Source organism: Mycobacterium sp. M26 (assembly GCF_001494595.1).
Taxonomy (GTDB): Bacteria; Actinomycetota; Actinomycetes; order Mycobacteriales; family Mycobacteriaceae; genus Mycobacterium.
Genome location: NZ_LN929908.1, coordinates 1,720,361 through 1,739,081, shown reverse-complemented (window position 1 = coordinate 1,739,081; position 18,721 = coordinate 1,720,361). Strand labels below are relative to the sequence as shown.

Annotated in this window: 17 protein-coding genes and 2 pseudogenes; 7 read left to right on the top strand and 12 right to left on the bottom strand. The window is 68.3% G+C overall.

The window, feature by feature from the left end; translation table 11 throughout:
* Positions 1-23: 23 nt before the first annotated feature.
* From BN3385_RS17560 to BN3385_RS17545, 4 genes are all read right to left on the bottom strand, one after another.
* The gene (locus BN3385_RS17560) at positions 24-1,172 is read right to left on the bottom strand and encodes a glycosyltransferase family 4 protein (protein ID WP_059018536.1); all 1,149 of its coding nucleotides are present in this window, start codon (positions 1,170-1,172) and stop codon (positions 24-26) included.
* Between the two features lie 11 nt (positions 1,173-1,183).
* Positions 1,184-1,996, bottom strand: a complete 813-nt coding sequence (locus BN3385_RS17555; protein ID WP_502688075.1) for a hypothetical protein — start codon at positions 1,994-1,996, stop codon at positions 1,184-1,186.
* A gap of 44 nt (positions 1,997-2,040) precedes the next feature.
* A complete protein-coding gene (ripC, locus tag BN3385_RS17550) occupies positions 2,041-3,177 on the bottom strand; it encodes a peptidoglycan hydrolase RipC (protein WP_059018534.1) in 1,137 nt (378 codons plus the stop codon).
* Between the two features lie 169 nt (positions 3,178-3,346).
* Positions 3,347-3,568 (bottom strand): hypothetical protein, encoded by a 222-nt coding sequence (locus BN3385_RS17545; protein ID WP_059018533.1) that lies wholly within the window; start codon positions 3,566-3,568, stop codon positions 3,347-3,349.
* Between the two features lie 69 nt (positions 3,569-3,637).
* On the opposite strand from BN3385_RS17545, the pseudogene BN3385_RS17540 reads away from it, so the two are divergent.
* Positions 3,638-5,494, top strand: a pseudogene (locus BN3385_RS17540) (DEDD exonuclease domain-containing protein); the annotation flags it as partial.
* Here the strand turns inward: BN3385_RS17540 and trpD are convergent.
* Positions 5,432-6,514, bottom strand: a complete 1,083-nt coding sequence (trpD, locus tag BN3385_RS29030; protein ID WP_082690523.1) for an anthranilate phosphoribosyltransferase — start codon at positions 6,512-6,514, stop codon at positions 5,432-5,434. The pseudogene BN3385_RS17540 and the gene trpD sit on opposite strands and share 63 nt — an antisense overlap.
* Positions 6,515-6,626: 112 nt before the next feature.
* Here trpD and ctaE point away from each other — a divergent pair, with 112 nt between their 5' ends.
* From ctaE to qcrB, 4 genes are read left to right on the top strand one after another with little or no spacing between them, the layout of a single operon-like run.
* Entirely contained in the window at positions 6,627-7,238 is a 612-nt protein-coding gene (gene ctaE, locus BN3385_RS17535) for an aa3-type cytochrome oxidase subunit III (RefSeq protein WP_059018531.1), read from the top strand.
* A 14-nt stretch (positions 7,239-7,252) separates the two neighbouring features.
* Complete coding sequence (qcrC, locus tag BN3385_RS17530) at positions 7,253-8,092, top strand: cytochrome bc1 complex diheme cytochrome c subunit (RefSeq protein ID WP_197415232.1); 840 nt, start codon at positions 7,253-7,255, stop codon at positions 8,090-8,092.
* On the top strand, positions 8,089-9,249 hold the full coding sequence (gene qcrA / locus BN3385_RS17525) for a cytochrome bc1 complex Rieske iron-sulfur subunit (RefSeq protein ID WP_059022074.1): 1,161 nt from the start codon (positions 8,089-8,091) through the stop codon (positions 9,247-9,249). The genes qcrC and qcrA overlap by 4 nt, the downstream gene beginning before the upstream one ends.
* On the top strand, positions 9,246-10,913 hold the full coding sequence (gene qcrB, locus BN3385_RS17520) for a cytochrome bc1 complex cytochrome b subunit (RefSeq protein ID WP_059018529.1): 1,668 nt from the start codon (positions 9,246-9,248) through the stop codon (positions 10,911-10,913). The genes qcrA and qcrB overlap by 4 nt, the downstream gene beginning before the upstream one ends.
* A 62-nt stretch (positions 10,914-10,975) precedes the next feature.
* Here the strand turns inward: qcrB and BN3385_RS28685 are convergent, their stop codons facing one another.
* The 5 genes and pseudogenes from BN3385_RS28685 to ctaC all read right to left on the bottom strand — a co-directional run bounded on the left by BN3385_RS28685 (position 10,976) and on the right by ctaC (position 14,301).
* On the bottom strand, positions 10,976-11,188 hold the full coding sequence (locus BN3385_RS28685; protein WP_059018527.1) for a hypothetical protein: 213 nt from the start codon (positions 11,186-11,188) through the stop codon (positions 10,976-10,978).
* Between the two features lie 89 nt (positions 11,189-11,277).
* Positions 11,278-11,991, bottom strand: coding sequence for a DUF2561 family protein (locus BN3385_RS17510; protein WP_059018526.1), 714 nt, complete (start codon positions 11,989-11,991; stop codon positions 11,278-11,280).
* Positions 11,991-12,664 (bottom strand): annotated as a pseudogene (locus BN3385_RS17505) (MmpS family transport accessory protein). Before BN3385_RS17505 ends, BN3385_RS17510 begins: the two are co-directional and overlap by 1 nt.
* A 172-nt stretch (positions 12,665-12,836) precedes the next feature.
* Positions 12,837-13,256 carry a cytochrome c oxidase subunit 4 gene (locus tag BN3385_RS17500; protein ID WP_059018524.1) on the bottom strand — a complete coding sequence of 140 codons (420 nt, stop codon included), beginning with the start codon at positions 13,254-13,256 and terminating at the stop codon, positions 12,837-12,839.
* A 10-nt stretch (positions 13,257-13,266) separates the two neighbouring features.
* Entirely contained in the window at positions 13,267-14,301 is a 1,035-nt protein-coding gene (gene ctaC / locus BN3385_RS17495; RefSeq protein ID WP_059018522.1) for an aa3-type cytochrome oxidase subunit II, read from the bottom strand.
* 187 nt (positions 14,302-14,488) lie between these two features.
* Between ctaC and asnB the strand changes: the two genes are divergently transcribed.
* Positions 14,489-16,420, top strand: coding sequence for an asparagine synthase (glutamine-hydrolyzing) (gene asnB / locus BN3385_RS17490; RefSeq protein WP_059018520.1), 1,932 nt, complete (start codon positions 14,489-14,491; stop codon positions 16,418-16,420).
* 9 nt (positions 16,421-16,429) lie between these two features.
* On the opposite strand, the gene BN3385_RS17485 is transcribed toward asnB, so the two are convergent.
* A complete protein-coding gene (locus BN3385_RS17485; protein ID WP_059018518.1) occupies positions 16,430-17,404 on the bottom strand; it encodes a carbohydrate kinase family protein in 975 nt (324 codons plus the stop codon).
* 177 nt (positions 17,405-17,581) lie between these two features.
* Here BN3385_RS17485 and BN3385_RS17480 point away from each other — a divergent pair, with 177 nt between their 5' ends.
* Complete coding sequence (locus BN3385_RS17480) at positions 17,582-18,247, top strand: Rv0361 family membrane protein (RefSeq protein ID WP_059018516.1); 666 nt, start codon at positions 17,582-17,584, stop codon at positions 18,245-18,247.
* 36 nt (positions 18,248-18,283) lie between these two features.
* Here BN3385_RS17480 and BN3385_RS17475 read toward each other — a convergent pair whose 3' ends face one another.
* Positions 18,284-18,643 (bottom strand): HesB/IscA family protein, encoded by a 360-nt coding sequence (locus BN3385_RS17475; RefSeq protein ID WP_059018514.1) that lies wholly within the window; start codon positions 18,641-18,643, stop codon positions 18,284-18,286.
* Between the last annotated feature and the right edge of the window lie 78 nt (positions 18,644-18,721).

The window sequence follows — 18,721 nt, the reverse complement described above, 5'->3', positions numbered from 1 at the left end:
CGGGTTGTGCATGCCGCACATGGTCACACGTCGGGGCGCCTCGGCGAGACCAGTTCGGACAGCCGGTCAGCCTGGGAGGCCCACGACCAGTCGCTGGTGATCCAGGCCCGCCCGGCCGCCCCCATCCGTGCGGCCAGCGCCGGGTCAGCCAGGATGGTGCTCACGGCCTCGACGATCTGGCTGTGCGAGCGGCCGTCGACCACGCGGCCGGTCTCGCCGTCCCGGACGGTCTCGGGTGCCCCGCCGGAGCGGCCGGCGACCACGGGCACCCCGGTGGCCGACGCCTCCAGGAAGACGATCCCCAGACCCTCGACGTCCAGCCCGTAACCCCTTGTGCGACAAGGCATCGCGAAGACGTCGGCCATGGCGTAGTGGGCAGGCAGTTCGGCGCTGGGCACCCCGGCGGTGAACACCACGTGGTCGCTGACTCCGGCGTCGCGGGCCAGCCGGTGCAGTTGGTCGGCATGCGGGCCGCCGCCGACGATCACCAGGGCGGCCTCGGGAACGCGGCGCCGGATATCGGGCAACGCCTTGATGAGCATGTCCTGGCCCTTGCGCGGCACCAGCCGGGACACACAGACCACGGTGGGCCGCTGCCCCAGCCGGTAACGCTCGCGAAGTTCCTCGCGGGCGCCGGGGTCCGGGCGGAACCGGTCGGTGTCGACGCCGGGCGGCAGGTGTTGCAGGTTGGCGCGGGGCCCGAAGGCCGAAGCGAACCGGCCCCTGGTGTAGTCGCTGACGTAGGTGACCACGTCGGTAGTGTCGCCGATCCGGCGCAGGGCCGACCGCGCGCCCGGCAGCATGGACCACCCGACCTCGTGGCCATGGGTGCAGGCCAGCACCCGGTCAGCGCCGGCCCGGCGCGCCCGGGTGGCCAGCAGCGCCAGCGGGGCGGCGGCCCCGAACCACACCGTCTCGATCTCGTGGTCGGCGATCAGTTCGCGCATCCGGCGCTCGACGCCCGGCTCGGGCAGCATCAGCGTGCCCGGATGCCGCACGATCGGGTAACCGGCGCCGGCGTCATAGTCCTCGCAGCCCTTCCACCGCGGGGCGTACACCCACAGCTGATGCTCGCCGGCGGCGGCCAGCCGGCCGACGAACTGTTCGAGGTAGGACTGGATGCCGCCGGGGCGCGGCGGAAAGTCATTGGTAACCAGCAGGACCCGCGTCATCGCCTCACACGCTATCTGCTCAGCCATTGCGCCCAGCGGGCGCGCACCTCGGCGAGGTCCGTGTCGAGGGCGCGCTGCACGGCGGTGGCGAAGTCCGGGTGACCGGGACCGGCGGCTTCGATGTAGAGCCGGCGCAACGCGTCAACGCCGTAGGTGTCGGCGACGAAGCGGGCGAACCACCAGGCCCGGTCGTAGCCCATCGCCCGGGCCGGGCCGGCAGCATCCAGGGCGGCGTCGGTGGGCAGCGCGGTGTCGGCGGCGGCACCTGCCGGAAGCGGGGTGGCCGGCCGGGCGACGAAGTCGGCGACACCTTCGACCAGCCAGCGCGGTGCGTCCAGCGCCGTGCCGGTGCGGGCCGCGAGGTGAAACAGCTCGTGGGTCAGCACGATCCGCAGGGAGCCCGCACTCATGTCCGAAGCGCCGGGCGCCAGGACGATCCGTTGGCCGGTGGCGCGGCGCCGGTCGAGGTCGACGCTGTCGGCCACCGACACCGCGGCGATATCCGACCAGTCCCGGGCCGGGTCCAGGCCCGCCTCGGCGACGAACTGGGCCTGGGAGTCGGTGGCGATGATGACGATCTCGTGCTCCCAGTCGGTGCCCCAGAACCTCTCGACCGCCGCGACCGCGTCGCCGATATCGGCGGCCACCCGGCTCAGCAGGGCGTCGGTGCGGGGGCCACCCAGGCTGATCAACCGGACCGTGCGGTGGTCGCCGACGATCAGCGGTGCGGTGGTCGGGACGGCTGACGGTGTATTGCCCGAAGTGGCTTCGTCAGTGCGGGTATTGAGCAGAACTGCGGTGATGATGGCCGCGGCCGCGATCACCACGGCCAGCGTGACCGGAAGCCACCGGCGAACGGAGCGGTGGATCAGTACCGGCGGATGTTGTAGATCGGCGCGTTGTTCACCGGGGCGACCCGCACCGGTACGCCGAACGTCGAGGCGTGCACCATCATGCCGTCGCCGATGTAGATCGCCGAGTGCGAGGCGTCGGAGTAGTAGTTGACGACGTCGCCGGGCTGGATGTTGTCCATCGACACCGGCTGTCCGCCGGCGGCCAGCGCCTGGCTGGAGTGCGGCAGGAAGATGCCGGCCTGCTGGAAGGCCCACATCACCAGACCCGAGCAGTCGAACTGGTTGGGACCGGAACCGCCCCACACGTACGGGTCACCGATGCGGGTCAGTGCGGCCTGCACGGCGATGGCACCTTCACCGGAGCCCTCGCTGGGTGCGGGCACGGCGGCCATCGGAACCACCTCGGCGGCCTCGGGCGGAGGCGGCGGGGCATCGATCGGGGGCAGCGCATCCGGTGCGGGCGCGGCCAGTATCTCGGCCGGCGGCGGCGGGCCCGGAGCGGCCAGTGCGGTCCGCTGCTCGGGGGTCAGCATCTGGTAGCGGGATTTCACGATCGCGATCTGGACCTGCAGTTGGGACTGCTTGCGCTGCAGGTCGGCCCGTACGGCGGCGGCCTGCTCGGCGGCCGTCTTGGCGTCCGCGGCGGACTTGGCCGAGGCGGCCTCGGCCTTGACGGACTCGTCGGAGACGCGGCGGTAGTTCTGCATCTGCGCCGACATCTCGGTGGCCATCACCTTCTGGACGGCCATCTTGTCGATCAGGCCCTGCGGCGACTCGGCGGTCAGGATCGCATTGAAACCATCGGTGCGGCCACCCATGTACATGGCGGCAGCAAACTTGTCGACGGATACCTGATAGGTAGCCAGCTGCGCCCTGGCGGCATCGGCGGCGGCCAGGTCATCGACATGCTTCTTCTCGGCGGCGGCCTGCACTTGCAGCTTCTTGTCCAGATCAAGCTGAGCGGAATGCATGGATTCGGTGAGCTGCTCGGCCTGGCGGGACAACTCGTTGAGCTTTGCCACACCGTCTTCGGCGGGATCGGCGTGCACAGTGCCGGAGATAACGGCGGAGAACACCGCGAGGCCCGCAATCCCACCTACTACATGGCGTCGAAGAACGCGTTGAGCCAGGGACCTGCGATCAAACCTCAAGATAAAGCATCCTTTTAAGTGCCGTCGACGCCGTCTGCATCGAGCTGCCTTAGGTCTCGAATAGGTTACGAAATGGCATCGGCATTGTCCAACGTGAGACCAAGATTTAACACATGGCCAGTCACGCCTGCCACACAAGTCACAACCTTGACGGCCAACCTACCAGCCATCAGCTGGCCAGGCCCGGCCCCCCGTGACGATGGATCGGCACCAACCGCAACCGGGGTGCCAACCCCGCTTCGGCGAGAACCTCGAGTGCAGCGCGTTCGTCGTCGAGCAATGTCTCCGGAACTCCCAGCAAAACACTCACGACACAATCCCGGCAGCCCGGACCGCGCACCGCGCAGTCGTCGCAGTCGATGACGACCGGATCGCCTGGCTCCGTACCCATGACGGGTCTCCTCTCTTCGGCTTGGCCGCACGCTAGCTCGCGGCACCGACAAGTTCCGGCGGCCGCGGAGTGGCATCCCGGACCTGTCGGTGCGGCTGCCTACCGTCTGCAGCTGTGGCCGGTTCACCGATCGACGCTCAGCTGAGCTTCGCCGACGTTGACCCGGCCGCTGACATCTCGCTGCGGGAAACCACCTTCGTCGTGGTCGATCTGGAGACCACCGGCGGGCGGGCCACCGCCGGGGCCGACGGCTCCCGCGACGCCATCACCGAGATAGGTGCGGTCAAGGTGCGCGGCGGCGAGGTGCTCGGCGAATTCGCCACCCTGGTGGACCCACAGCGGTCCATTCCGCCGCAGATCGTCCAGCTGACCGGGATCACCACGGCGATGGTCCACGACGCACCGACCATCCACGCGGTGTTGCCGATGTTCCTCGAATTCGCCCGCGGCTCGGTGCTGGTCGCCCACAACGCGGGCTTCGACATCGGCTTCCTGCGCTCGGCCGCCGAGCAGTGCGGGATCACCTGGCCCCGGCCCCCGGTGCTGTGCACGGTGAAGCTGGCCCGCCGGGTGCTGACCCGCGAGGAGGCGCCCAGCGTGCGGCTGGCCACGCTGGCCGCCCTGGTCGGCTCGGCCACCCGGCCCACCCACCGTGCCCTCGACGACGCCCGGGCCACCGTCGACGTGTTGCACGCGCTGATCGAGCGGGTGGGCAATCAGGGCATCCACACCTACACCGATCTGCGCGGCTACCTACCGAACGTCTCCAACGCCCAGCGCAGTAAGCGCTCCCTGGCCCAGCGGCTGCCCAACCGGCCCGGGGTGTACCTGTTCCGCGGACCGGGCGCCGAAGTGCTCTACATCGGAACGGCCACCGATCTGCGCCGCCGGGTGGGTCAGTACTTCAACGGCTCGGATCCGCGCGGCCGGATGAAGGAGATGGTCGGCCTGGCCACCGCGGTGGACCACGTCGAGTGCGCCCACCCGCTGGAGGCCGGCGTCCGCGAGCTGCGCCTGCTGGCCGCCCACGCCCCGCCCTACAACCGCCGCTCCCGCTTTCCGCACCGGTGGTGGTGGGTGGTGCTCACCGACGAGGCATTCCCGCGGCTGTCGGTGGTCCGCGAGCCCCGCCACGATCGCGCCATCGGCCCGTTCCGCTCCCGTGCCGATGCCCTGGACACCGCCGACCTCGTCGCCCGCTTCACCGGGGTGCGCACCTGCACCTCGCGGATCGGTCGCACCGGCGAGCACGGCCCGGCCTGCCCGGAGCGCGAGGTCGCACCCTGCCCCGCCCCCCGCGGTATCGGCGTCGCCGACTACGCCGCGGCGCCGGCGCGGGCGGCCGCGCTGATCGACGGGCTCGACAACGGCGCGCTGGCCGCCGCAGTCGGCCGGGTCGCCAAGCTGGCCGCAAAGTCCCGCTACGAAAGCGCGGCCCGGCTGCGCGATCAGACCGCGGCCGCCGTCGACGTGCTGTGGCGCGGGCAGCGGCTGCGGGCGCTGGCCGCCGTCGAGGAACTGGTGGCGGCCGCACCCGACGGCGCCGGCGGCTGGCAGCTGGCGGTGGTCCGGCACGGACAGCTGGCCGCGGCCGGGGTGGCACCCCGTCGGGTGCCCCCGATGCCGGTGGTCGAGGCGCTGCAGGCCGGCGCACAGACGATCCTGCCGCAGGCCGCACCGCTGGGCGGCGCGCTGGTGGAGGAGACGGCCCTGATCGCCCGCTGGCTTACCGCCCCGGGTGTCCGAATCGTCAGCGCGACAACAGGTTTCGCATCCCCGATCGGGTCGGCGGGGCCGTGGTCGTCCTGGGCGGCCACCGCACGCTCGGCCCGGCTGGCCGCCGAGCAGGCCGAGCGGCTGGACTCAGAGCTGCTGGGTAAACCGCACCCAACGCGCGAGGAGCTGTTCGGCCGCCCCGGAGTCGAGCGCCCGGGCAGCCCGGTCCAGCCCCTCCTCCCAGGACGGCAGCCATTCGGCGCGACTGGATAACCCCGAGTGGGCCACCATCGCGCCGGCCGCGTTGAGGATCACCGCATCGCGCACCGGCCCCTGCGCACCGGCCAGCACGTTGCGCGCCTCGGCCGCGTTGAACGCGGCGTCGCCGCCCACGAGTTCCTCGATCCGGGCCCTCGGGAACCCGAAACCGAGCGGATCGAAGGTGAGCTTGTCGATGGTGCCGGCCTGGACGCGCCAGATCGTGCTGGTGGTCGTGGTGGTCAGCTCGTCGAGGCCGTCGTCGCCGTGCACCACGAGCACACTGCAGCGCCGGGCGGCGAACACCCCGGCCATGATCTCGGCGAGATCAGCGAAGGCACAGCCCACCAGCCCGGCGCGCGGTCCGGCCGGATTGGTCAGTGGCCCAAGCAGATTGAATACCGTGGGCACCCCGATCTCGCGCCGCGGCGCCCCGGCGTACTTCAGCGACGGGTGGAAGACGGGGGCAAAGCAGAACCCGATGCCGACCTCGGCAACGCAGCGGGCGACCTCTTCGGGCCCCAGGTCGATCCGCAACCCGAGCGCCTCGAGCATGTCGGCACCGCCGCTCTTCGACGACGCCGCCCGGTTGCCGTGCTTGACCACCGGCACCCCGGCCGCCGCGACCACGATCGAGGACATCGTCGACAGGTTGACCGTATTGGCGCGGTCGCCGCCGGTGCCGACGATGTCGACGGTGTCGGTACCGATGACATCGGTGGGCACCCGCTGGGCGTAGGACAGCATCGTGTCGGCCAACTCCCGCACCTCGGCGGCCGTCGGGCGCTTCATCTTCATCGACACGCCGAAAGCCGCGATCTGAGCCGGTGTCGCGACTCCCGTCATGATCTGGTCCATCGCCCAGCCGGCCTCCCCGGGCTCGAGCTCCAGCCCGGCCGTCAATCGGCCCAGGAGCTGCGGCCATGTCGAAATCGGAGAGTCGGACGCGGGGTGCGAATCGGGCTGGGTCACGCGCCGATATTCGCATGCCGACCGGGAACTTCACAGTGCCGATCAACGACAGTTATGACTAATTCGGCCCCTGGCTGTACCTCGACAACTACAAAGCGTCATACTTCTTGATGTGACGAGCGCTGTTGGCACTTCGGGAACTGCGATCACATCGCGCGTACATTCGCTGAACCGGCCGAATATGGTCAGTGTTGGCACCATCGTGTGGCTTTCCAGTGAGCTGATGTTCTTTGCTGGGCTGTTCGCGATGTACTTCACTGCCCGTGCTCAGGCCGGCGGGGTATGGCCGCCGCCACCGACCGAGCTGAACCTGTATCAGGCGGTTCCGGTGACGCTGGTGCTGATCGCATCGTCGTTCACCTGCCAGATGGGTGTGTTCGCGGCCGAGCGCGGTGACGTGTTCGGGCTGCGCCGCTGGTACACGATCACCCTGGCGATGGGCATCTTCTTCGTGCTCGGCCAGGGCTACGAGTACTACCACCTGGTGACCCACGGGACCACGATCCCGGGTAGCGCCTACGGCAGCGTCTTCTACCTCGCGACCGGCTTCCACGGCCTGCACGTCATCGGTGGTCTGGTGGCCTTCGTGCTGCTGCTGCTGCGCACCCGGATGAGCAAGTTCACACCGGCGCAGGCCACTGCGGCGATCGTGGTGTCCTACTACTGGCACTTCGTCGACATCGTGTGGATCGCACTGTTCGCGACGATCTACTTCATCCGTTGATGAGAAGGGGTTCGATGCTCAAGAAAACGGGGCGGTTCGGATCCGGCATGAGCGACAAGTCGCGCCGCCGACTGCGTCGTCGCCTGACCGGCGCCGTGCTGCTGCTGGCCGGACTCGGCTTCGCCGGTGGTCTGGCCGCCACACTGACTCCCACCCCGCAGGTCGCGGTCGCCGACGAGTCCCAGTCGGCACTGCTGCGCACCGGTCAGCAGCTCTACGACACGGCGTGCATCACCTGCCACGGCGCCAACCTCCAGGGCGTCGACGGCCGCGGGCCCAGCCTGATCGGCGTCGGCGAGGCGGCGGTGTACTTCCAGGTGTCGACCGGCCGCATGCCGGCGATGCGCGGTGAGGCCCAGGCCCCCCGCAAGGACCCGATCTTCGACGAGAACCAGATCGACGCCCTCGGCGCCTACATCCAGGCCAACGGTGGCGGCCCGCTGGTCCCCCGCGACGCCAACGGTCAGATCGCCGATCACTCGCTGATGGGCAGCAACGTCGCCCGCGGCGGTGACCTGTTCCGGCTGAACTGCGCGTCCTGCCACAACTTCACCGGCAGGGGCGGTGCACTGTCCTCGGGCAAGTACGCACCGGAGCTCGACGCGGCCACCCCGGCGCAGATCTACACCGCGATGCTCACCGGGCCGCAGAACATGCCGAAGTTCTCTGACCGGCAGCTGTCGCCGGAGGAGAAGAAGGACATCGTCGCCTACGTCAAGATGGCCAGTGACACACCGAATCCCGGCGGTTACGGGCTCGGCGGTTTCGGGCCGGCGCCGGAAGGTATGGCGATGTGGATCATCGGCATGGTCGCCGCAATCGGTGTGGCGCTGTGGATCGGGGCGAGGGCATGAGCGACGTGAACAAGCCGACTGACGAGCAGCTCGCGGAGATGTCGCGCGAGGAGCTGGTCGAACTCGGTGGCCGCATCGACGGCGTCGAGACCATCCTCAAGGAGCCGCGCTGGCCGGTCGAGGGCACCCGCGCCGAGAAGCGTGCCGAGCGCCTGGTGGCGTTCTGGCTGCTGCTCGGCGGTGTGTCCGGCCTGGCTCTGCTGCTGATCTTCTTGTTCTGGCCGTGGGAGTACAAGCCGGACGGCGCCAAGGGCAACTTCCTGTACAACCTGGCGACCCCGCTGTACGGCCTGACCTTCGGTCTGTCGATCCTGGCGATCGGCATCGGCGCGGTGCTCTTCCAGAAGCGGTTCATCCCGCAGGAGATCTCGGTACAGGAGCGCCACGACGGGCCCTCCTCCGAACTCGACCGCAAGACCGTGGTGGCCAACCTCAGCGATGCCCTCGAAGGCTCGACGATCCGGCGCCGCAAGATGATCGGCCTGTCGCTGGGGATCGGTATCGGCGCCTTCGGTGTCGGCACCCTGGTGGCCTTCATCGGCGGTCTGATCAAGAACCCGTGGAAGCCGGTCGTGCCCACCGCCGAAGGCAAGAAGGCGGTGCTGTGGACCTCCGGGTGGACGCCCCGTTTCAAGGGCGAGACCATCTTCCTGGCCCGGGCCACCGGCCTGCCGGGTGAGTCGCCGTTCGTGAAGGTTCGCCCCGAGGACATCGACGCCGGCGGTATGGAGACGGTCTTCCCGTGGCGCGAGTCCGACGGCGACGGCACCACCGTCGAATCGCACGAGAAGCTCGGCGAGATCGCCATGGGCGTGCGCAACCCGGTGATGCTGATCCGCATCAAGCCGGTCGACATGCCGCGGGTGGTCAAGCGTCAGGGCCAGGAGAGCTTCAACTTCGGTGATCTGTTCGCCTACACCAAGGTCTGCTCGCACCTGGGCTGCCCGTCCTCGCTGTACGAGCAGCAGACCTACCGCATCCTGTGCCCCTGCCATCAATCCCAGTTCGACGCACTGCATTTCGCGCGGCCGATCTTCGGTCCGGCCGCCCGGGCTCTGGCGCAGTTGCCGATCACGATTGATCAGGACGGTTACCTGGTCGCCAACGGCGACTTCATCGAACCTGTCGGACCTGCATTCTGGGAGCGCAAATCATGAGTTCCAAGATCGCTGACCGCCTTGCCGTCCAAGGCGATGCCATCGACTCCCGCTATCACCCGTCGGCCGCAGTCCGGCGACAGCTGAACAAGGTCTTCCCCACGCACTGGTCGTTCCTGCTGGGTGAGATCGCGATGTACAGCTTCATCGTGCTGCTGCTCACCGGCGTGTACCTGACCCTGTTCTTCGATCCGTCGATGGCCGAGGTCACCTACAACGGCGTGTACCAGCCGCTTCGCGGTGTGCAGATGTCGCGAGCCTACGAGACGGCCCTGGACATCAGCTTCGAGGTGCGCGGCGGCCTGTTCGTTCGGCAGGTCCACCACTGGGCGGCACTGATGTTCGCCGCGGCGATCATGGTGCACCTGGCCCGCATCTTCTTCACCGGCGCGTTCCGCCGGCCCCGTGAAGCCAACTGGGTGATCGGCTCGCTGCTGCTCATCCTGGCCATGTTCGAGGGCTTCTTCGGCTACTCGCTGCCCGACGACCTGCTCTCGGGCACCGGCGTTCGCGCCGCCCTGTCGGGCATCACGATGGGTATCCCGGTCGTCGGAACCTGGATGCACTGGGCGCTGTTCGGCGGCGACTTCCCGGGCACCATCTTCATCCCCCGCATCTACGCCCTGCACATCCTGCTGATCCCGGGAATCATCCTGGCGCTCATCGGGATTCACCTGGCGCTGGTGTGGTTCCAGAAGCACACCCAGTTCCCCGGCCCCGGCCGCACCGAGAAGAACGTCGTCGGTGTCCGGGTCATGCCGGTGTTCGCGGTGAAGTCCGGCGCCTTCTTCGCGATGGTGCTCGGCATCCTCGGCCTGATGGGCGGCCTGCTGCAGATCAACCCGATCTGGCAGATCGGTCCCTACAAGCCGTCCCAGGTGTCCGCGGGCAGCCAGCCCGACTTCTACATGATGTGGACCGACGGCCTGATCCGCCTGTTCCCGCCGTGGGAGATCTACTTCGGCAACCACACCATCCCGCAGCCGGTGTGGATTGCGCTGGGCATGGGCCTGGTGTTCATCCTGCTCATGGTCTGGCCGTTCCTGGAGAAGCGGTTCACCAAGGACGACGCGCACCACAACCTGCTGCAGCGTCCGCGTGACGCACCGGTGCGCACGGCCATCGGCGCGATGGCGATCTCGTTCTACATCCTGCTGACGTATGCCTGCATGAACGACATCATCGCGCTGAAGTTCCACATCTCGCTGAACGCGACGACGTGGATCGGCCGCATCGGCATGGTGGTCCTGCCGCCGCTGGTGTTCTTCATCGCCTACCGGTGGGCCGTCGGCCTGCAGCGCAGCGACCGCGATGTGCTCGAGCACGGTATCGAGACCGGCATCATCAAGCGGCTGCCGCACGGTGCCTACATAGAGCTGCACCAGCCGCTGGGCCCGGTCGACGACCACGGCCACCCGATCCCGCTGGAATACCAGGGGGCTGCGCTACCCAAGCGAATGAACAAGCTGGGCTCCGGTGGCGCACCGGGTCGCGGCAGCTTCCTCACGGCCGATCCGGCTTCCGAGGATGCTGCCCTCACCGAGGCCGCGCATGCGACCGAACACAAGGCGCTGACCGCGCTGCGCGAGTGGCAGGACGAAGAGTCCGGCGCCACCAACGGCAGCAATGGCAGCAACGGCTCCAACGGCAGCGCCCACCACTAAACAGTTCCACCAGTCGAAACCCCGGGTCCTTGTGATCCGGGGTTTCGGCGTTCAGCGCTCCCCTACCCCGGTGGCTTGTGCCAGACGAGTAGGTAGCGCCAAAACAGCAGCCGGCGGACGGTGGCGCCGGGTAGGACCTGGCGAGCCAGCCGGTCCAGCGCACGAGTGGTCATCGGGGCTTCGTCACGGACCGGCATCACGTCATAGGTCGCGTCGTGGGCGTACCAGGGTGACCCGGTCACGGTGCGCAGCGTCGCGAACAGCACACCGCACATGGGGTTCAGCACAAAGGTGGTGGTCGGTGCGGGCCGACACTCTCGCGGCCAAAGCGCCTGCGCCACAACCCACGTCGCGGCGCCCAGGCTCACTGAGCGGGCGCGGCCTCATCCAGGGCGGTGCGCAGCTCACGCAGATAGAACACCGGAATGGCCGGCATGGCGATCGTGACGATGGCGGCCACCCCGAGTGACACCCAGGCCACGGTATCGCTGCCGACAGCCAGCAGATAGGTCGCCAGCGATACTCCGACCAGCGCCAGGCCGATCGCACCCAGCAGGGTCACGGTGCCGCGCAGCCACAGCCGGTCCAGTTCGGTCGGCGGGATCAGCAGATCGGCCCGCGCGGTCGAGGACTGGGCGAACGCCGGCTGATACGGCTCGTACGGGTCGACCGTCGCACCGAATACCTTCAGCTTCTCCGTCGGCGCCTCAGCGGGGCGTACAGACGGCGAAGCGGGCGGCTGTGGCGTCGTTCCGGCGGGTTTGGCCGCGGGCGGCGTGACCGGTTCGGCTAGGGCGGCTCGCCGGGCGCGCAGCAGCAGCGGGATCGCGCCGACGATGATCAGCGCGGAGACCACGATGACGCTGTAGAGCACCCACGGCGTCTCCTTACCCGCGCTGCCGCCGAGGGTATGGCCGCGGCCCAGATCCACCAGCGCGACGATCGCGATGACCGTGACCGCCAGCAGCACCAGCCAGATCGCCCCGCAGATGCCGACCAGGATGCGGTCCACCGTCTCCGGTGACCGGTCGTTGTCCTCTGTCGCCCCTGCCCCGGCGAACTCCGTGTCGCGCGCCATCAGCAGCTCGTCTGCGCGGCGTTGTTCTGGTTGGACGACAGCACCGTTCCGTCACTGGTGGTGATGGAGCAGTTCAGCTTGCTCACCAGGAACAGGCTGGATGCCTGCACCGAGCCGACGTCGGACTGCGAGATCGGTGTCACCGTCAGCGACCACGGGATGTACACGTTGCGCTGGGTGCGGCGCCGGCCGGAGGCGTCGACATACGTCACCGTGATGATGTCGCCGGGCGCCTTGGTCCCGGTGACGCTGTAGGTCACCTGTCGCGGCCCGGCCGGCGTGGTGGTCGTGGGGTGGTGATCTCGTCCTGAACCGGCGGCAGGCTGACCGTCGTGGTGGTCTGGGGGGTGGCCAACTGGTCGGTGTCGGTGCTGGTCACCAGAAGTGACACCGAAACCACCAGGGCGATGGCGGCGATGATGGCAGTGACGCCGACGACCCATGGCCATTTCGGCGGTTCGGCATCCTCGACGAGTTCAGTGGCCGAGTCGTAGCTGTCGTAGTCGTAGAGCCGCGGATCGGGGGCCACGTAGGGGCCTGCGGTCCACTGCTCGGACTCGGGCGCGGAGTAGGCCTGAAATCCGGTACCGCTGGTGTCCTCGCGGTATTCCTCGGTCGGCTGATCCAGGGGCTGACCGCCCGGCTCCTCATGTGGCGGATTCGGCCCGCTCATCCTCGCCCGTCCTCTTTCGACTACATCACCGCAGCACGCGGGCCAAGGACTGGCGCGCAGCATGCCGACGGATCGCGTTGCCCTGGCAGAACCCTACCCAACCGGGCGAGCCGGGCGCGTCGCAGCACACCGTTGGGCGCCAAGTGACGCCCCGATTGTGACCTTCGAATGGTCAGTGCTTCTCGGGGCCGACGTAGTACTCGAAGACCAGACCGGACACCGCGGCGAGCACGAACACCACACCGGCGGCGATCAGCCACGGCAGCCACAGCGCGGCGCCGACGGCGGCGGTCGAGAAGGACAGCGCGATCAGGATCGGCCACCAGGAGTGCGGCGAGAAGAAGCCCAACTCCCCTGCGCCGTCACTGATTTCGGCCTCTTCGTAGTCCTCGGGCCGGGTGTCGAGACGACGGGCCACGAACCGGAAGAAGGTGCCGATGATCAACGACAGACCGGCGGTCAGCACCAGCGCAGTGGTGCCGGCCCACTCGATGCCGCCGTGCTGGAAGAGCGCGGTGAGCACTCCGTACACCACAGCGGCGAGGACGAAGAACGCGGTCAGGATCTCAAACAGCCTGGCTTCGATATGCATGAGCGATTCCCTACTTGCTCGCCTGCGGAATGACCTGCTCGCCCCGACGGGTATCGAAGGGGTGCGTGCTGATGGCGACCGGCGACTGGTTGATGGCCTGCAGCGCTTCGGCGTTGGTCTTGCCGGCGATGCGGGCGTCCAGGTACGCCTTGAAGTCGTTGGCCGAGACCACCCGGACTTCGAAGTTCATCATCGAGTGGTAGGTGCCGCACATCTCGGCGCAGCGCCCGACGAACGCACCGGTCTGCTCGATCTCGCTGACCTGGAACTTGTTCTCGGAGTGGTTGGCTTCCGGATCCGGGAACACGTCGCGCTTGAACAGGAACTCCGGCACCCAGAACGAGTGGATGACGTCGGCGGAGGCCACCTGGAACTCGATGCGCTTGCCCTGCGGGACCACCAGCACCGGGATCTCGTCGCTGGTGCCCAGCGTCTCGACCTTGTCGAAGTTGAGGTAGGTGCGATCCTCGGGGTTCAGGCCGCGCACCGCGCCGACCTTCTCCTCGCCGTGGGCGTCGACGCCCTCGGGCTTGGAGACCATCGCGGCCTTGCGGGCCGGGTCGGCGCCGTCGTAGTTGAAGGTGCCGTCGGCGAAGGCCACCTTCTGGTAGCCGAACCTCCAGTTCCACTGGAAGGCGGTGACGTCGATGACGACCTCGGGATTGGGATCCCGGTGCAGCACCTTCTCCTGCACCACGACGGTGAAGTAGAACAGCACCGAGATGATCAGGAACGGGACGACGGTCAGCACCAGCTCCAGCGGCATGTTGTAGCCGAACTGGCGGGGCAGCGAGTCGTCACCCTTCTTCTTGCGGTGAAAGGCCATGGTCCAGAAGGTCAGCGCCCACACGATCACACCGACGACGAGGGCGGCGATCACCGAGCCCACCCAGAGTTCACGCATGGAATGCGCCTCCGGGGTGATGCCCTTGGGCCAGCCGAGGCCCAGGACTTCCTGCCAGCTGCACCCGCTGAGCGTCAGCGCCAGTACACCGAAGGTGACGGCCAGCGCCACCGAACGGAGCCGGGAACCGCGGGTCTTCACTTTGGCGCCTCCTGTTTCAGGTCCTGCTCGTGGCCCTAATGAACCGCATTTTTCGGATCACGGGAACTTTTCCGCGAATCGAATACTACGCAGCGTAGACCACGCGGGAACACCAAGCCCGACACACCTCCATTTCCGTCATGTGGCGCGTTCGAAGCGCCCCGCGACGTGCGGCATACTTGGCCGCGTGTGCGGACTGCTTGCCCTGGTTTCTGCCCCGGCAAGCGGGATCTCCGCCCAGACCGTCGAGGCGGTGGCCGGCGCCACGCCGCTGATGCGTCACCGCGGGCCCGACGAACCCGGCACCTGGTCAGACGATCGGGTGGTGCTCGGTTTCAACCGGCTCTCGATCATCGACATCGCGCACTCGCACCAGCCGCTGCGCTGGGGTCCGCAGGACGATCCGGAGCGCTATGTCCTGGTGTTCAACGGCGAGATCTACAACTACCTCGAACTGCGCGAGGAACTGCGGTCCGAGTTCGGCGCGGTGTTCGCCACCGACGGCGATGGCGAGGCCATCCTGGCGGCCTATCACTTCTGGGGCACCGCGGCGCTGAGCCGGCTGCGCGGCATGTTTGCCTTCGCGCTGTGGGACACCCGCGAGCAGGTGCTGTTCTGCGCCCGCGACCCGTTCGGTATCAAGCCGCTGTTCATGGCCACCGGTCCCGGCGGCACCGTGGTCGGCAGCGAGAAGAAGTGCCTGCTGGACCTCGCCCCGACCCTGGACCTCGACACCGGCATCGATGTCCGCGCGGTGCAGCACTACACCGTGTTGCAGTACGTCCCGGAACCGGAGACGCTGCATCGCGGCATTCGCCGGCTGGAGTCGGGCTGCTACGCGGTGATCCGCCCGGGCGAGGAGCCCAAGACCAGCCGCTACTTCGTGCCCCGGTTCTCCGCCGTGCCGTTCCGCCCCGGCGGCGAGCAGGCCCGCTACGACGAGATCACCGCCGTCCTCGAGGACTCGGTGGCCAAGCACATGCGCGCCGACGTCACCGTCGGGGCATTCCTGTCCGGTGGCATCGACTCCACCGCGATCGCCGCGCTGGCGATCCGGCACAACCCGCGGCTGATCACCTTCACCACCGGGTTCGAGCGTGAGGGTTTCTCCGAGGTCGACGTGGCGGTGGCCTCGGCCGAGGCCATCGGCGCCCGGCACGTGGCCAAGGTGGTCAGCCAGTCGGAGTTCGTGGCCGCCCTGCCCGAAATCGTCTGGTATCTCGACGAACCGGTGGCCGACCCGGCGCTGGTGCCGCTGTTCTTCATCGCCCGAGAAGCCCGCAAGCACGTCAAGGTCGTGCTGTCCGGCGAGGGTGCCGACGAACTCTTCGGCGGCTACACGATCTATCGGGAACCTTTGTCGCTCAAGCCTTTCGACTACCTGCCGCGACCGGTGCGCAAGTCGCTGGGCCGGGCGTCACGGCCACTGCCGGAGGGAATGCGGGGCAAGAGCCTGCTGCATCGCGGCTCGCTGACGCTCGAGGAGCGCTACTACGGCAACGCCCGCAGCTTCTCCGACGACCACCTGCGCGCGGTACTGCCGGATTTCAACCCGGCCTGGACCCACACCGACGTCACCGCACCGGTTTATGCGGAATCGGCTGGCTGGGATCCGGTGGCGCGCATGCAGCACATCGACCTGTTCACCTGGTTGCGCGGCGACATCCTGGTCAAGGCCGACAAGATGACGATGGCCAACTCCCTGGAGTTGCGGGTGCCGTTCCTGGATCCGGAGGTGTTCGCGGTGGCCTCGCGGCTGCCCTACGACCAGAAGATCACCCGGACCACCACCAAGTACGCCCTGCGCCGTGCGCTGGAGCCGATCGTGCCCGCGCATGTGCTCAACCGCGCGAAACTTGGCTTCCCCGTACCGATTCGGCACTGGCTGCGCTCCGGTGAGCTGATGGACTGGGCCTACCAGATGATCGACACCTCACAGGCCGGCCACCTCGTGGACATCGCCGCGGTGCGCACGATGCTCGACGAGCACCGGGCCGGTGTGAGCGATCACAGCCGCCGGCTGTGGACGGTGCTGATCTTCATGCTGTGGCACGCGATCTTCGTCGAGCACAGCATCACCCCGACGATCAGCGAGCCGCACTACCCGGTGCAGCTCTAACCCGAGCGTCTAACCCAGCGCGGCCGAAATCTCGGCAGCCGCCTCGGCGCCGTAGGCATCGGCCAGGCGCGAAGTGGCCACCTCGAGGTCCCACGTCCAGTTCTGGGTGCCGGTGGTCTCCAGCACCAGCACGGCCACCAGCGAGCCCAGCTGTGCCGCGCGCTCCAGGCCCAGGCCCGCGCTGCGGGCGGTCAGGAAGCCGGCCCGGAACGCGTCGCCGACACCGGTCGGGTCCACCTGGGCGGTCTCCGGCACGACGTCGACGTGGATGGTGCTGCCGTCGGGGCTGACCAGGTCCACACCCTTGGCACCCAGGGTGGTGACCCGCAGGCCGACCTGGCTGAGCACGTCGGCGTCGGTCCAGCCGGTCTTCGACAGCAGCAGGTCCCACTCGTAGTCATTGGTGAACAGGTAGGTCGCGCCGTCGATCAGCTGCTTGATCTCCGCGCCGGACAGTCGCGCCAGCTGCTGCGACGGGTCCGCGGCGAATGCCAACCCGAGCGTGCGGCACTCGTCGGTGTGCAGGAACATCGTGTCGGGGTCGTTGGCGCCGACGATCACCAGTTCCGGTGTGCCGATCGCGTCGACCACGCTCGCCAGCTTGATGTTGCGCGCCTCCGACATCGCACCCGGGTAGAACGAGGCGATCTGGGCCATCTCGGTGTCGGTGGTGCAGACGAACCGCGCGGTGTGGGCGGTCTGCGAGATCAGCACGCCCGAGCAATCCACCCCGGCGGACTCCAGCCAGGCGCGGTAGTCGGCGAAATCCTGGCCGGCGGCCCCGACCAGGGCGGCCTTGCCGCCCAGTACGCCGATGGCGTAGGCCATGTTGCCGGCCACCCCGCCGCGGTGCACCACCAGATCGTCGACGAGAAAGCTCAGCGACACCTTCTGCAGGTGCTCGGCGAGCAGCTGCTCGGAGAACCGCCCGGGGAACCGCATCAGGTGGTCGGTGGCAATGGATCCGGTCACCGCGATGGTCACGACGCGTCCGCCCTTCGATTGATAGCTAACCTAGGCAACCATACCGGCGTCGCGCGACCGTTCATTTCCAGCCCGGTGCGCTAGCCTGCCTACAAGAGCCGACTATATGGCCCGGCATCGGTGCCGATGTGGGCGGTAGGTCCGTAGCTCACTCCGCAGACCCCAGGAGACACATCGATGGCTGACCCCTTTCCGCCGCCTCAGCAGGCCGGCGCGCAGGGTCAACCCTTCCCCGGCCAGCCCCCGTACTCCGAGCCGTACCCCGACGACCGGTTCGCACCCCCGGGCCCGCCGCAGCCGGGTGTGCCCTATCCGGGCATGCTGCCGCCGGCGGTGTCCTATCCGACCGCCAAGCCGCGCCGGCGCAAGGCAGTGTGGCTGAGCCTGCTGGCCCTGGTCCTCGTGGGAGCACTGGTCGCGGCGGTGCTGATCATTCGCACCGAGCGGCCGGGCGCGGGCGGCGGGGCCTTCACCGCAGCCTCGACCCAGTCGACGATCCAGAACTATCTGACCGCGCTGTCCAACGGCGACACCGAGACGATCGCGCGAAACACGTCCTGCGGCATGTTCGACGCGGTCAAAGACAAGCGCGCCGATCAGGCGCTGGCGAAGCTGGCCAGCGACGCGTTCCGCAGGCAGTTCGCCCGCGCCGAGGTGATCTCGATCGACAAGATCGTGCCGTGGTCGTCGTATCAGGCCCAGGTGCTGTTCACCATGCGGGTGGCACCGACGTCGGCGGCCCGCAATGGCCGCGACGAGGAGCAGGGTGTCGCGCAGGTGCTGCGCCAGGACAACCAGCTGCTGGTGTGCTCCTACCTATTGCGAACGGCCGCCCAGTTCTAACCGGGCGGCCGTCACGTCAGACGTTGGTCGAATCGATCAGTTGAACGAGTCGCCGCAGGCGCAGGAGCCGGTGGCGTTCGGGTTGTCGATCGTGAAGCCCTGCTTCTCGATGGTGTCCACGAAGTCGATCGTCGCGCCCTGCACGTAGGGAGCGCTCATCCGGTCGACGGTCAGGTTCACACCGCCGAACTCGACGGTGAGGTCACCGTCGAGGGCGCGGTCATCGAAGAACAGGTTGTAGCGCAGACCTGCGCAGCCACCGGGCTGCACGGCGATGCGCAGGGCCAGGTCGTCGCGGCCCTCCTGGTCGAGCAGGGACTTGGCCTTGGCGGCCGCGGCGTCGGTCAGCGTCACGCCGTGAGCGGTCGTGGTGGTCGACTCGTCGGAAACAGTCATTACGTCTCCCTCTAGATGTCTGTGGTGGGTTCCCGTGGGATGAGGCCCACCTAATCAACGGTACCTTGTTCGGCCGCT

Excerpts from the sequence above, each read along its gene's own strand:
- BN3385_RS17560 (WP_059018536.1), bottom strand. The coding sequence starts at position 1,172 with ATGACGCGGGTCCTGCTGGTTACCAATGACTTTCCGCCGCGCCCCGGC.
- BN3385_RS17545 (WP_059018533.1), bottom strand. The coding sequence starts at position 3,568 with ATGGGTACGGAGCCAGGCGATCCGGTCGTCATCGACTGCGACGACTGC.
- qcrC (WP_197415232.1), top strand. The coding sequence starts at position 7,253 with ATGCTCAAGAAAACGGGGCGGTTCGGATCCGGCATGAGCGACAAGTCG.
- qcrA (WP_059022074.1), top strand. The coding sequence starts at position 8,089 with ATGAGCGACGTGAACAAGCCGACTGACGAGCAGCTCGCGGAGATGTCG.
- qcrB (WP_059018529.1), top strand. The coding sequence starts at position 9,246 with ATGAGTTCCAAGATCGCTGACCGCCTTGCCGTCCAAGGCGATGCCATC.
- BN3385_RS28685 (WP_059018527.1), bottom strand. The coding sequence starts at position 11,188 with ATGTGCGGTGTGCTGTTCGCGACGCTGCGCACCGTGACCGGGTCACCC.
- BN3385_RS17510 (WP_059018526.1), bottom strand. The coding sequence starts at position 11,991 with ATGGCGCGCGACACGGAGTTCGCCGGGGCAGGGGCGACAGAGGACAAC.
- BN3385_RS17500 (WP_059018524.1), bottom strand. The coding sequence starts at position 13,256 with ATGCATATCGAAGCCAGGCTGTTTGAGATCCTGACCGCGTTCTTCGTC.
- BN3385_RS17480 (WP_059018516.1), top strand. The coding sequence starts at position 17,582 with ATGGCTGACCCCTTTCCGCCGCCTCAGCAGGCCGGCGCGCAGGGTCAA.
- BN3385_RS17475 (WP_059018514.1), bottom strand. The coding sequence starts at position 18,643 with ATGACTGTTTCCGACGAGTCGACCACCACGACCGCTCACGGCGTGACG.